General features: G+C 44.9%; 13 protein-coding genes. 11 read left to right on the top strand and 2 right to left on the bottom strand.

Annotated elements, in window-relative coordinates:
* The first annotated feature begins 29 nt into the window (after positions 1-29).
* From ACESLK_RS19065 to ACESLK_RS19025, 9 genes are all read left to right on the top strand, one after another.
* On the top strand, positions 30-1,391 hold the full coding sequence (locus tag ACESLK_RS19065; protein WP_373231292.1) for a sugar phosphate nucleotidyltransferase: 1,362 nt from the start codon (positions 30-32) through the stop codon (positions 1,389-1,391).
* A 229-nt stretch (positions 1,392-1,620) separates the two neighbouring features.
* Positions 1,621-2,367 (top strand): YveK family protein, encoded by a 747-nt coding sequence (locus tag ACESLK_RS19060; protein WP_373231291.1) that lies wholly within the window; start codon positions 1,621-1,623, stop codon positions 2,365-2,367.
* Entirely contained in the window at positions 2,351-3,037 is a 687-nt protein-coding gene (locus tag ACESLK_RS19055; RefSeq protein WP_373231290.1) for a CpsD/CapB family tyrosine-protein kinase, read from the top strand. Before ACESLK_RS19060 ends, ACESLK_RS19055 begins: the two co-directional genes overlap by 17 nt.
* A gap of 35 nt (positions 3,038-3,072) precedes the next feature.
* Entirely contained in the window at positions 3,073-4,011 is a 939-nt protein-coding gene (locus ACESLK_RS19050; protein ID WP_373231289.1) for a glycosyltransferase, read from the top strand.
* The gene (locus ACESLK_RS19045; protein ID WP_373231288.1) at positions 4,004-5,347 is read left to right on the top strand and encodes an O-antigen ligase family protein; all 1,344 of its coding nucleotides are present in this window, start codon (positions 4,004-4,006) and stop codon (positions 5,345-5,347) included. The genes ACESLK_RS19050 and ACESLK_RS19045 overlap by 8 nt, the downstream gene beginning before the upstream one ends.
* Positions 5,347-6,174: a WecB/TagA/CpsF family glycosyltransferase gene (locus ACESLK_RS19040; protein ID WP_373231287.1), complete on the top strand. Its 828-nt coding sequence runs from the start codon at positions 5,347-5,349 to the stop codon at positions 6,172-6,174. Before ACESLK_RS19045 ends, ACESLK_RS19040 begins: the two co-directional genes overlap by 1 nt.
* A 56-nt stretch (positions 6,175-6,230) precedes the next feature.
* Positions 6,231-7,130 (top strand): UTP--glucose-1-phosphate uridylyltransferase GalU, encoded by a 900-nt coding sequence (gene galU / locus ACESLK_RS19035; RefSeq protein WP_373231286.1) that lies wholly within the window; start codon positions 6,231-6,233, stop codon positions 7,128-7,130.
* The gene (locus ACESLK_RS19030; RefSeq protein WP_373231285.1) at positions 7,123-8,502 is read left to right on the top strand and encodes a lipopolysaccharide biosynthesis protein; all 1,380 of its coding nucleotides are present in this window, start codon (positions 7,123-7,125) and stop codon (positions 8,500-8,502) included. Before galU ends, ACESLK_RS19030 begins: the two co-directional genes overlap by 8 nt.
* Before the next feature lie 22 nt (positions 8,503-8,524).
* Complete coding sequence (locus tag ACESLK_RS19025; RefSeq protein WP_373231284.1) at positions 8,525-9,571, top strand: glycosyl hydrolase; 1,047 nt, start codon at positions 8,525-8,527, stop codon at positions 9,569-9,571.
* A gap of 55 nt (positions 9,572-9,626) precedes the next feature.
* Here ACESLK_RS19025 and ACESLK_RS19020 read toward each other — a convergent pair whose 3' ends face one another.
* Together ACESLK_RS19020 and ACESLK_RS19015 are read right to left on the bottom strand one after the other, a co-directional pair.
* A complete protein-coding gene (locus ACESLK_RS19020; RefSeq protein ID WP_373231283.1) occupies positions 9,627-10,757 on the bottom strand; it encodes an acyltransferase family protein in 1,131 nt (376 codons plus the stop codon).
* Positions 10,735-11,769, bottom strand: coding sequence for a nucleotidyltransferase family protein (locus ACESLK_RS19015; RefSeq protein ID WP_373231282.1), 1,035 nt, complete (start codon positions 11,767-11,769; stop codon positions 10,735-10,737). The genes ACESLK_RS19020 and ACESLK_RS19015 overlap by 23 nt, the downstream gene beginning before the upstream one ends.
* A gap of 239 nt (positions 11,770-12,008) precedes the next feature.
* Here ACESLK_RS19015 and ACESLK_RS19010 point away from each other — a divergent pair, with 239 nt between their 5' ends.
* Together ACESLK_RS19010 and ACESLK_RS19005 are read left to right on the top strand one after the other, a co-directional pair.
* Positions 12,009-12,944, top strand: a complete 936-nt coding sequence (locus ACESLK_RS19010) for a glycosyltransferase (RefSeq protein ID WP_373231281.1) — start codon at positions 12,009-12,011, stop codon at positions 12,942-12,944.
* 41 nt (positions 12,945-12,985) lie between these two features.
* Entirely contained in the window at positions 12,986-13,894 is a 909-nt protein-coding gene (locus ACESLK_RS19005) for a glycosyltransferase family 2 protein (protein WP_373231280.1), read from the top strand.
* Positions 13,895-14,014: the final 120 nt, after the last annotated feature.

Genomic DNA, 14,014 nt, shown 5'->3' with positions numbered 1-14,014 from the left:
CTCCAAGCTATGGAAAGGTTGAGGTAGATATGAAGCTTGTTCTGTTATCGGGAGGGTCTGGGAAACGTCTATGGCCCTTATCTAATGATACAAGATCGAAGCAATTTCTGAGACTGTTGAAAAGTCCGGAAGGGCAACCGGAGTCCATGGTACAACGAGTTTGGCGTCAGATAGGTGAAGCAGGCTTAACGAAAGATACGATGGTTTCGACGAGCAGCGCTCAAGCCGAGCTGCTGCAAAGCCAATTAGGCGATGTCAAGATTATGATTGAGCCGGAGCGAAGAGATACTTTTCCCGCTATTGCGTTGGCCGTGGCTTACCTGTACTCGAAAGATAACGTGGATTTGGATGAAACGATTGTAATAATGCCTGTGGATCCCTTTGTCGAAACTGATTTTATGAAAAAGCTGACAAGGCTTGATGAAGTTTTGCAGCATTCTCACGATCTTGCATTAATAGGGGTTAAACCGACCTTTCCGTCGGAGCAATATGGGTATATTGTACCTAGTCAATCTCGCAGGTCAGATGGTTCCATCATGCCGGTCCTGCACTTCCGGGAGAAGCCGGATTACAAAGAAGCCAACACGCTGATGGATATGGGAGCCTTATGGAACTGCGGCGTGTTTGCGTTCAAGCTGGATACCATGATTCAAATTCTAATGCAAAAAGGATATCCGATTTATTACGATCAAATGATAGAGCAGTATGGGAAACTTCCGAAGATTAGCTTTGATTATGAGGTAGTCGAGAGTATGAATTCCATAGGTGTCCTAAAGTATGAGGGATTATGGAAGGATCTTGGGACATGGGAAGCCTTGACGGAAGAGGTTCCCAACCACATTAACGGTGAAGTGAATATTTCGGCGGACTGTTGTAACACGCATGTCTTTAATGAGCTGGATATTCCAGTAACGGTGCTCGGATGCCCGAATCTGATCGTCGCTTCCAGTCCTGACGGAATCCTTGTCGCTGACAAAGCTCATAGCGATAAAATTAAGGAGATGATGAAGCATACTCACAAAAGGCCCATGTTCGAAGAAAGAAGATGGGGCTGGCACAAAATCCTCGCGATCTCTCAAAGCAACGGTCAGGATGTTGTGGTAAAGCAGGTGCTTGTGAAAGCGGGATGTCATCCGACCTATCATTATCATCTAAAGCGAGATGAAGTGTGGACGATAACAGTCGGAGAAGGAGAGTTCCTCATTAATGATAAGAGAAGCTACGCCAAGGTCGGAGATGTACTTGTTATACCCGCTGGATCAAGACATACAATTAGAGCGATAATCGATTTAGAGTTTATTGAAGTACAACGGGGAATTGAGATTACAGAGGACGACATAGAAGTGGTGCACTCAGAGTGGCCGGAAATCGTAAAACCCATTGCTAGGTAAGTTAGAGGATAAGGCATGCCCCTAATGATACTATATGTATCATTAGGGGGCGTATAGGAGGCTCGAAACCAATACGAAATAGTCGATTTTTGAAGCAAACAGCATTAACAAGTTTATAGGCAGAGGGGGTCAAGTAACATTTGAAATAACGTATTGACACGATACATAACGTATCTTAAAATGAGGATAAAAATGATACAAAACGTATCATGGAAAGAGGGATTTCCCTATGGGGTTAAGAGAAATGCTGAGTGTCGTATGGAGAAGAGCTTGGCTTATTGCAATTGTGGTTGTAATATCCTGTATTTCATCAGGATTAGCTTCCTATTATTTGATGAATCCAACTTATGAGGCCTCAACAAAACTGATCGTAAACAAGTCGTCAGAGGTTGAGGGTATCGGGAACATTGCTTGGGATGACTTGACAGTTAATATCCAACTAATTGCGACGTATAAGGAATTGATTCTAACGAAAGCGATCATGAATGTGGTCGTTCAAGAGAATCCAGACATCGGACTTACAAGCGAGGAATTGGTTAGTAAAGTGAATGTAAGCTCCGTCAACGATACGCAAGTCATGACTGTAAGTGTGATGGATAGCTCTTATGAGAGAGCCGCTCTGATTGTAAATGCAGTCTCGCACGTATTTCAAGCTAAAGTCATTGAAATCATGAAGGTGGACAATGTAACCATTCTTAATGAAGCTTCGGTAACGGTTGAGCCATCTCCAATTTCGCCTAACCCTGTAATGAACGTGATTATAAGTTTTATCGTTTCGACGATTTTTATCTTATGCGTCATTTTCTTAATGGCTCATTTGGACGATACGGTTAAGTCTGAGCATGAAATTATTCAAGCTATTGACGTACCGATTCTTACAATTATCCACCAAGTAAATAAAAAAGATTTATCGAAACACCGCGCATCACGATCAGCTAGAAAGGCGAGTGAGAAAACCTATGTCGCGACAAACTAGTGATCTCGTCCTCATCTCCGATCTTCCGGCATTTTCATTAACAACCGAATCTTTCCGTACTTTAAGAACGAATACACAATCTACCGCAACCAAAAGCCCGATTCGAATGGTCTGCGTTACCTCCTGCAATCAGGGCGAAGGGAAATCTATGACCGCGGCTAATTTGGCCATCTCTTACGCACAGCAAGGTATGAAAACTTTACTGATCGATGCAGATATGCGCAGCCCGGTATTACATAAAACCTTTAACATCGCCAACCGCGCTGGATTATCTTTATTCTTGTCACACCCTGGCGCGCTTGATCAGGTGTCGACGGAGACTAGAGTTGAGAACCTATCACTTCTCCCGGCGGGCCCCGTTCTAGCTAATCATATTGAATTACTATCTTCGTCTCGGATGGAAGCGCTTCTAAAGGAGGCTTTATCTGGCTTTGACAGAATCGTCATCGACACTCCCCCAATACTTCCGATAACGGATGCGCAAATTGTGGCGGCTCTATGTGATGGAGTGCTTCTAGTGGTCAAGGTCGCTAACAGTAGAAAAGCGGATTTGGTTAATGCCAAGAGTAAGCTGGAGCAAGTAAAAGCTAATCTCTTAGGAGTCGTACTGAACGGACAGAAGCGATCCTCGCGCGAAAAGCGGTATTCTGGCTATGGCGATAATCATTAGATGTTCGGCGAAGCGCCGCTAGTAAGGAGGACGCAATGGCAAAGTCGAATACGAACCCTAAAGTATCAATTATTATCTGTACTTATACGCGGGCAAGACTCCTGCGTCAAACGCTGCATTCCTTGGAACATCTGCAAGACATTAAGAATGCGGAAGTCATTGTCGTAGATAATGGCTCTAGGGATGATACATCCAGCGTGGTGAGGGAGTTTACTAGAAGGCTGACGCCGAAGGCCCATATTCGTTATGTATTCGAACATAGGAAGAGTTTATCGATTGCAAGAAACACAGGGATCGAACATGCTCGCGGTTCAATCGTCGCTTTTCTCGATGATGATGCTATCCCCACCGCAGATTGGCTGTCCAGCCTCTGTGCGGCATTCGAACGTTATCCGAATGCAGCGGCTGTCGGAGGAATGATTCAGCCGCACTTCGAGACCTTCAGACCTGACTGGCTAATCAAGCAATTGGAACAGCCCTTTGCCATTATTCATTTAGGGGACAAGGAACGTAAATATCCAAGGAAGCTATATCCATGCGGTGCTAATCTGGCCATTCGCAAGGATGCATTGGGTGACTCGCTCAGGTTCCCCGCATCGTTGGGAAGCAAAGGGAATTCTTTATTATCCAGGGAAGAATCGTGGTTATTCAGTCAACTCCGCAAGAAGGGAGGTGAGCTGTACTATATTCCCCGCATGAAGGTTACTCATTTCATCGGTGCAGAGCGGCTGTGTCCGGAATGGATTAAAAGCCGTTACTATTACCAAGGGGCCGCACTCGCAGGCGGCGAATTTAATTTGGTACAAAGGATAGGAATTAAATCTCGTTTAACCCTAAAAAAAATTAATATTGCTTTTAAAACCATGATAACAATCGCTCCGGGAGAGAAGCTTCTGAACGAATGCAGAATGGAAAGCATCCGGGGATCCATGGAAATGCTGCGGAGTGGGGGTACAGCACCCCTCCGTGAATAGATGGTCAGCACCTTATGTGCAGCCCTTGCCGCTGCTAACCTTACCCTTCTCTATCATTGCAGCGTTAGTTATTGGTTTGGCTATTGCAGGCGAACCGGTGCTCGCAGCTGCTGGTGTTATCGGAGTAACCTTATTCCTGTTTTCCGCCATGTCGCCAGAGAGAATGAGCTATGTCATCTTAATTACCTCGGTCATTTCTATTCAGTATTTAGTAGAAATAGAGCTTATGGGAATGGATATGCAGTCGCTATATAAAATCGGTATTCTTCTTATCAGCTTACCGGCTGTTATACGCTACGGTGTCTATCGCAGGTTGTCGGTTCCCATTCTTGCCTTCATGGCGATGGTGCCTCTGACCTATTTGTTTGCTGATATGCATCCCTTGCTCACCATGTCTGCGCCGTTAAAAGCTTTCATAGGACTTGCGTCGCCATTCGTCATCTTGATGATCCGTTGGCCTAGAGATGTAGCGGAGCTGCACATTCGTCTCCTTTGTTTTCTACCGCTTGTGAGCGTTGCATTCGGTGTAATGTTCGAGGTGACGGGAGTACAGCCGTTGTTCACGTCGGAATTCACGGGCGTATTGCGTCTGCAAGGAGCGAACATTCCGGCGCATCTTGCCTTTCTGGCCTTTATCGGCTTCGTTGTTTGTTTGATAGAAGTCAAGCGGAGTCCACACAGAATGACCTTCTCCTATATCATGATGGCGGTTAACTTTCTTATTCTCCTATTAACCGGTACGCGGGGGCCGCTCATCGCAGCATTAGCCATTATTCTTGTATTCTTGTTTGACCTCGCCAAACAGTTCTTGAAAGGGAAAACGGCATTATTTCTGCCACTTGTCGGATTTATTGTCATTCTTGTCGTATCCGTCTTTTTGCAGTTGGACAACATCAAAAAAAGATCGTTCGAGAGAGAAACGGAATCCGTCATAGATTTGTCGGGAAGGTCTGAGGCATGGGCCTTTTTTATAGACGGCGTTAAGGACTCCCCTTGGTTCGGCCGTGGACTTGGTTCTGTATTAGTTGGTAACGACGGCAGCCTCTATAAAGGATTTGTCGTTCCTCATAATGAGTACATCCGGTTTTACTTCGACGGAGGGATTGTCGGCGTTACTCTTGTTTTCGCCTCCCTGTTGTTCGTATTCGTCACCTTGTATAAACGACTCGCGTCAGGAATAAAGCTTTTCTATATCGCGTTTATATTAGGGTTCCTTATCTATTCGATTTCAGATAATACATTGTCAACCGTTCAGTTCATCTTGCCATTCTGTGCGTACTTGAACGCAATTGGTAATATGTCCCATGGGAATTATTCGGCAAAGAAGGGGATATGATGTCAAAGGTTCAACTATTTGAACTTCCGTTTGATAATTTCAATTACGAGGATTTGATGCTTTATATAGATTCTTTGATTCAAAGCGGCGAATCAGCTTATATTGTAACCTGCAATGTGGATCATCTGATCAAGCTAAAGAAGGATGAACATTTTCGCCGGGTCTATTCAGAGGCTGGCTCGATCGTGGCAGACGGGATGCCGATCGTGTGGGCTTCGAGAATTCTCCGTAAGCCTTTGAAGCAAAGAGTCTCAGGTGCGGATATGCTTCGCAAGCTCGGACGATCGCTTGAGGAGCGGAGCTACAGAATGTTTTTTCTGGGGGCGTCCGAGGGGGTAGCTGAGAAAGCTAAGCAGCAATTACTAACCGTATTCCCAAAGCTGCAAATTGTAGGTACTCATTCACCGTCTTATGGCTTTGAGAGGAACGAAGAGGAGAATGAACGGATTATTAAGATCATCCGCGAGGCAAAGCCGGATATTGTATGGGTAGGAGTAGGCGCTCCTAAGCAAGAAAAGTGGATCCATAACTATCACCGACGGTATGGGACATCGGTATCCATTGGCGTTGGAGCAGCCTTCGATTTTATCTCTGGAAACGTTAAACGAGCACCTTTACTCGTTCAAAAGCTAGGCTTGGAGTGGCTTTGGAGATTATTTCAGGAGCCGAAGCGACTATGGAAGCGGTATTTAATCGATGATATGCAGTTTCTAGGCTTATTGCTCAAGGAAATAAAAAAAGAGAGGGGAAGAAAGAGATATGATACCCAGGAGAAAGCGACGGGTACGGAGTGGGAGTCGGAACCTAGTCATAAGCAGCGGCATTAGGCTGGCGTCTAGGGAAAAGAAGTAGGAAGTGAATCTTTATTTAAGGGGAGATCGGAATGCAAAAGGTTAGAAAAGCAATTATTCCTGCCGCGGGCTTGGGAACCCGTTTCTTGCCCGCTACCAAGGCTATGCCCAAGGAAATGCTTCCGATCATCGATAAGCCGACAATTCAGTATATCGTAGAAGAGGCGGTAGAATCTGGGATTGAAGATATCATCATCGTTACGGGAAAAGGCAAGCGGGCGATAGAAGACCATTTCGACCATGCGTTCGAGCTTGAGCAACGGTTGTATGAGAAAGGTAAGCATGAGCTTCTGAATGCCGTGCAAAAAACTTCCAAGGTCGATATTCATTACATTCGGCAAAAGGAGCCCAAAGGACTCGGCCATGCCATCTGGTGTGCACGCCGCTTCATAGGCGATGAGCCTTTCGCCGTGCTGCTTGGGGATGATATCGTCTCTGCCCAAACTCCGTGCTTAGAGCAAATGATTCAACAGTTCCAGCAATTGGATAGTCCGATTATCGGCGTGCAGCCGGTTGCCGAAGAAGAGACTTCGCGCTACGGCATTATTGACCCCGGCGAGCAGCTCGGCAGACTGTTCTCGGTAAGAGGGATGGTAGAGAAGCCCCCATTCGGTCATGCGCCTTCCAACCTCGCGATAATGGGCAGGTACATCTTAACTCCCGATATATTCCCCTATCTAGAAATGCAGGAGATGGGAGCCGGTGGAGAGGTTCAATTAACGGACGCGATCCAAAAACTTAACGAGCTGCGTCAAGTGTACGCTTATCACTTTGAGGGCGTGCGTTACGATGTTGGTGAGAAGCTTGGATTTATTCTAACTACACTTGATTTCGCTCTGCAGAACCATGAGCTGCGTTATCCGCTGCTAGACGCTCTCTCGAATATTATGAAGCGTGAGAAATCCGTGAACAGTATGAGTCTCAATGGCTGAGATCAGGTTATCGGCTTCCGTTAAGCGGGTTACGTCTTCGTTCACAAGGCTATTCAGCGGAAAAGGCTTGATAAACGAAACGATCAAAACAATGTCTATCAGCATGGTGATTCTGGTCGTGAATATGGCGACTGGAATGTTGACGGCCCGTTTACTCGGGCCGGAAGGACGGGGAATGTTGACGGCCATGATTTTGTGGCCTCAATTCCTCGCGTTCGCCGGGACATTCGGCATACATGCCGCCTTGCTCTTCCATATGAAGAAATCACCGGATGAAGAAGCAGAATTATATTATTCTGCACTGGTGCTTACCGTCATAGCCGGTGTAGTTGCTCTGATTGCGGGTTATTGGTTTATTCCTTTATGGATGGCTGAACAATCACAAGAGATCATTAGAAGCGGTCAATGGTTTATGGCGTCCACGCCATTTATCCTGTTGTTCTTCATGCACAACGCTCTCTTCCGCGGGCGCGAGGAATTTCATCTGTTTAACCGGATGCGTTATCTTGTACCCGTACTTTCATTGGCTGCTATCGTATTGCTCGCAGGACTTGGCCAGCTAACGCCCTTTATAGCCGGCATTACCTATTTAGCACCCTATATTCCCGTCACTTTATTTGCTATGATTCGAGCTTTCAAGCTGTATCGTCCTAACTTGGGGAAGTTCAGGGTCGTAGCGAGGAAGATAATGAGATACGGCTTTGGATCCTATGGGATTGATTTACTGGGAAACCTTATTCTTTACATAGATCAAATTATTCTAGTCACTTTACTTGCGCCTGGTCCATTTGGGCTGTATGTAGTGGCTGTCAGCTTATCCCGGATGGTTAACGTGTTTTCCGCTTCTATAAATATGGTGCTTTTCCCTAAGGCATCGGGTCTTGAGAATAAGGAGGCGGCAGCACTCTCGCTGCGAATATTCAAAATAAGTACGGGAATTGCCATTATCTGCTCTCTCGTTATTATGCTTGCAGCGCCTCTCGTCATTCGTGTACTGTATGGCAGCCAATTTGTAGATTCCATTCCGGTGTTTCGCCTGCTATTGCTCGAAGTCGTAATCGGAGGAGCAGCGCTAGTGCTGGCCCAATCCTTCATGGCAATAGGCAAGCCGTTCATCGTTACAATTACGCAAGCTATCGGAGTGGTTCTTGTCATTCCGCTATTATATAAATTGGTTCCGATCTACGGGCCGCTTGGTGCAGCTATGGCGTTATTGATTCCTTCATTTATTCGACTGATCTATGTAATTGTTTCATTTCAAAGGAAATTCGGTGCGGGAATTCGTTCATTTCTCTTGACCGGTGAAGATATAGTTTGGGTAAAAAAAGCATTGATTAGCAGGAAAGGGAAGGTCAAGGTGTCAGGGGAATGATCTAAATCGAAAGGATGTGGATATGAGTAAACGTTGGAGATGGATTCTCGTGATTCTCATTTTATTCGGCATCATGGGTTATGTTAGTTGCGAGAAGGCAAAGGAAGTATGGAGAAACAAGGAGGCTGTTGCGACCCTCCCCATAAACGAAGAGGCTTCGGACGATGCGAAGAATCTATTAAAGTTTCTCTATGATATCAAAGGGAAATATACAATCGCAGGGCAGCATAGTTATTTGGAAGTTCCGGATCAGTACTCTGATAGACTTAAACAAATCACCGGTGATCATCCCGCGATGAAAGGTTACGAATTGGGTGGGATTCTGGATCAATCCGCGAGCCAGCTTGAGAAGGAACGGGATAAAGTGGTCACGAGCGCAATTAATTGGCATAAGACCGGCGGGATCGTAACGATGACCTATCATTTGCATCTGCCAGGAGACTGTTTCTGCTGGGGTAAGGTGAACAACGGCGGGATTACGAAGCAGGAATTTAAGGAGATTATTACTCCTGGCACGGATCAATACAAGAAGCATCTTGTAGATCTCGACACTGCGGCCGCCTATCTGAAGAAGCTGCGGGATGCCGGAGTACCCGTATTATGGAGACCTTTTCATGAAATGAATGGGGGTTGGTTCTGGTGGGGGAAGCAGCAGGAATTCGCCAAGCTATGGGATATCATGTATGAGCGATTTACCAGAGTGCATAACCTGAACAATCTGCTCTGGGTATGGAGTCCCAATGCTCCTGACGATTGGACAGACCCCTATGAAGCCTATTACGTGGGTCCTGACAAAGCCGATGTTCTTGCCGTCGATATTTATCACAACAGATACTATCAGGAGCATCACGACCAGTTAAGCGCACTTGCCAATGGTAAGCCGATCGCGATCGGCGAGAATGGCCAATTGCCCGCTCCATTCCGCCTGAATAACGAGCAGAAAAATTACGTGTGGTTTATGACGTGGGGCAAAGAACTGGAGGGGACAAACAGTCATCAAGCTATTCGATCTTTGTATGAGCAGGAGCGAATACTGACCTATAACAAATTACGTTCAATGGCAAAGTAGTCCGATAGAGAAGTATCTGTCCAATCGTTAGCGGTCAGGAATACACAGAACGCTTCTAACTTACCTTTATCTTAGAATCATAAAGATTTATCTGCTTTCCGTCTCTTGTTTGCAGGGGGGCGGAATTTCTTCTGATACTACCGACGAAGTACTTCCCGAATGAAAACTTATTTAATAAGTGTATAGCGATGATTGAACCTATAACAGATAACGGAAACATGATTATAACATTGAAATACCCCATATTTAATCCCAGCACGTTCATTACCTTTGATAACACTTGCAGGCAGAAAATATGGAGCAAATAAATACCGAATGAATAACGGCTGATGAAGCTAAGCATAAGCGGTTGCTTCTTTAACCTAGAAGTGACTAAGAATAGAACCAGGATCATCGAGGTTGTGAAAAGAACCATATCCATTCGCTTTGAGCCAAAGGGAAAAGAGTAGAATGAATTTATGTATGACACAATAGTGATAGCGAAAATAGGAGCTAAGAGAACAAGAAATTTATGCTTATATAGCACTTGAATGAAAGCATTGTAATTCCTGCCAATAGAACGAGCTAAACTAAAGTAGAAAATCCACCCGAAACACGGAATCCAATACCATCCATCCCAAAGGTAACTGATTAACCAGTTGTCGCTAGGGGCTTCGATTAGATTAAATAGGGCTAGATATGAAATGTTAATGACAATCGATATCCCTAACAGAAACGGTGCAGCTACATTGTTCAGGAATTTATTGAATAGATAGTGCAGGACATAAAACTGTAAAATGACCACGATAAACCAAGGAGCAGCGCCGCGATAATCACCTAATAAATTAAGGGAAAACTCCCGTACTAGAATAGGAAAGCTATTGTGATATTCGATAAAGGCATAAAAGAATGAAATAAAAACAAATGGAGCTGCCAGCGGGATTACTCTTCTCTTAAAAAATTGGTTAGGCATTCGATCTGGATAAGTTCGTGACAGTAGAAGTTCGGAAAGGAAAACGAATGTCGGTGTTCCAAAAGCGAGAAGTCCTACAATCGTCGCTAAACTTCTATCTAATGATGATGCGCCTTGCGGGAGTAAATAATCGGAGGAAAATTCCAAAACGTACATGATTGTGTGCAGCAGTACCACACATAAGCAAGCGATTGCTCTGATTGAATCAACTTCAAGAATTAACTTCTTTTGCAATTGCATACACTCCTAATTTGTCGGACTCCTGAAAAATCCGGAATAAATGAATGAACCGGAAGCGCCATGTGTCCATGGCGGCAACTGCGAACATCGTTCTTAGAAATGGAGAATAGGTGCTGCCCCCGTTGCTAATTTCTAGAAGGAATGCTTCATTCCAAAATCGGTATTTACTTGGGAAAGGTAATTCTAGAAATTTGTTTAGATTCGGGAAAAGCTGATAAGTGATGGATAAGGCAGCGATAACGCGATTTATCGTACCATCGGCTTTCGCTCGTTCCAGCATTTGCTCCATTCCGATTCTACCTGCATGCAAGCGAATGAATTGACATAAATCCAACGCATAACGAATAGAGTCCATCTGATGACTGACCCCGTGAACACATAAGGCGTAGAACGTATAGGTCGTGTCCATCATTCGTATATGGTTAAAGTTATTAAGCGCCTCAGAAGTAATCCATGCATGCTCCATAGCGATCTGAGAGCTCCCTGACGGAGCAAGGCTCCAGTGAAGCTCCACCACAAGCGGCTCCGGTTGTTCGGGTGCTTCCTTAATCCATTCAAAGTGATAATGAGCAGGATTAACCTTCAATAGCGTACGATATCCTTTGCTTTGAATACATTGAGTGGCTGCTTCCATATGTTCCGGCCGAATAAGCAAATCGATATTTGATGTGCCGCGCGCTGCAAAATGCTCGAAATAGCGTTCCGCGAGGCAGGTGCCTTTCATCGGGATAGCGGGTATGCCCATTTTGTCGAATTCCTGAAGAAGGTTTTCCGTCTCGTGTTTAATTAGGAGGTTCTGAACAAAGCAAGCATAGTAGATTTTTTGCAACTTCTCTCGGAAAAAGCGAGGCAGCTCCATTTGATATTTATTCGCTTTCATTAAATGATACACCTGAGCCCCGATAGAAGATTTCCTTATTTCGTTATAAAGCTTGGGGTAATTTGCTTGTGGTTGATCAAAAGGAATGCCTGGGTTAAGTAAGGAATTCAGGAAGGGAATGATCATAGAGGTTGCTTAGTCTCCTTTACGAGAAGCCATTTCTACAATCACTTTATGATACAACTTGTATCATGTCAAGCGAAATATGACCAGTCAATGCCTCTTGCAGCAACGTATTTTTCCACTTAATAATCTTACTTATATTTTCTTGACTGGATACAATATGTATCTTATAATGCGGTGTATTGATATACGATACAAATTGTATCATTAGGAAATATAAGGTTAAAGGAAGCAGGGAGTATATGAAGAGACCGAATCTGAAGCCGCAAGTGACGATTGTGATTTGTACGTATTCGCGGGCCAACATGGTAGGGCAAACACTGCTTTCACTCAAGCAGTTAACGGGCATCGATCAGGCAGAGGTGATCCTGGTCGACAACAATTCACCAGATAATACGGCTGAGGTCGTTTCACAGGCTATCGAGCAATTAAAGAATACGGTGAATATCAGGTATGTTTTTGAGCCGCGGCAGGGCTTGTCGGTAGCCAGAAATACTGGAATTGATGTGTCGAATGGATCAATCATCGCTTTCCTGGACGATGACGCGATACCAGCGATTGGATGGTTGTCCAATATTCGCGAAGCCTTCGACAAGTATCCGGAGGCCGCGGCAATCGGAGGGAGCATTAAACCCGATTTTGAAATCTCGAGGCCAGAATGGTTAGTGAAAGGGTTAGAATTACCTTACGGAATTATAGACTTGGGTAAGCAAGTGCGGCAGTATCCGCGCCGTTTACATCCGTTTGGCTGTAATTGTGCGATACGCAGGAAAATTCTTAATGAGCTTCGATTCCCTGAATGGTTAGGACGTAAGGGGCAATCGCTCTTATCCGGAGAAGAAACATGGTTATTCGGTCAGATAAGAAAAAGAGGGCAAAAGCTGTATTATATCCCGGACATGAAAATCAGCCATTTTATTCCCGTTAATCGTTTGAGCCCGGAATGGATCAAGAAGAGGTACTATTATCAAGGGGTTTCAAATGCCCTAGAGGGTAAAGGGCTGCCAGCACTGATACGACTTATAGCCGAATTAGCATTAAGGAGAGTCTACATTGCTTTCACTTCTCTTTCTGTGAAGGCTCCCAGTAAGCGGTTGGTGAGAGATTGCAGATTGGAAAGCATCCGAGGTTCAGTGGAGACGTTACGAAGCCGCGGGGCTGCCCCCATTCATGAATAGATCGCGCATGTTAGGATAGGGTAGAGAAGAGGGGAATTACGGTGAACCCAGACAATCATAGGCAAGGCCTAGTTAGCGTAGTCATACCAATCTATAACGGTGAAAAATATATTAGCGAAACAATACGAAGCGTAATGGATCAGACCTACGCCGATTTAGAGGTGCTGTGCATTATTGACGGTACCAAGGACCAATCCCTAAATCTAATTAAGAAGCTGGGTGATGAGAGATTTAAGATTTTCGAGCATGAGAACAGAGGAGCGACTTATACCCGTAATCGCGGACTGTCTTTGGCTGCAGGTGAATATATTATTTTTCTTGATCAAGACGATGTGATAAAGCCTGAGTTCATCCAAGCTGCAATTCAAGAGATGATTCGAACGGCCAGTACGGGAGTAGCAGTTAACGGTCACGTTATTGATTCAAAAGGCCAGATTATTCGGCGGATGTATCGGGTTAACAAACCAAAATTAACGCTTGGTTCACTGCTAAAGGGGAACCAAATGTATACGCCCTCACAAGTGCTGCTTAAACGCAAATCTGTTTCCGAGACGGGGGGGTTCGACATACAGGCGGATCAAGCGGATGACTGGGATATGTGGATCCATCAAGCCCGCAGCGGAAAGCTTGTTTTTCTAGATCGCGACTTGTTACGCTACAGGTTACATGATGCCAATCAGCACTGGGATCATGATAAGATGCTGCGAAGCGAGCTGCATATTGTTGAACGGAAATTGCTTGGCGAGCGTAATCCGCAAGCGATCAAAAGCTATAGCTATTTACGGTATTCGGAGCGTACCGCCGATTGGAGCGCTTTGGCTAAAGCCTTGAAGCTTAATGCCTTACTTATCTTTCAGCCTAGGTTTTACTGGACTGCTCTTCACATTGCCTGGACAAGACGAAAGTCAAATGCCAAACAAAATGGAGGAACCGGACTGTCCCAGAAGTGACCTTCTGGGCAGTCTCTTTGCTATTAACGATCATCATAATAAAATATTGACCTGATACGAAATGTATCATATATTGAGTATGATTAGGCTAAATTGCGAGGGAAATTCGGTGCGGGAATT

The sequence above is a fragment of the Cohnella sp. genome (assembly GCF_041640265.1).
GTDB lineage: Bacteria > Bacillota > Bacilli > Paenibacillales > Paenibacillaceae > Cohnella.
The sequence above is the reverse complement of the archived record's forward strand: the minus strand, read 5'-3'. Positions and strand labels throughout refer to the sequence as shown.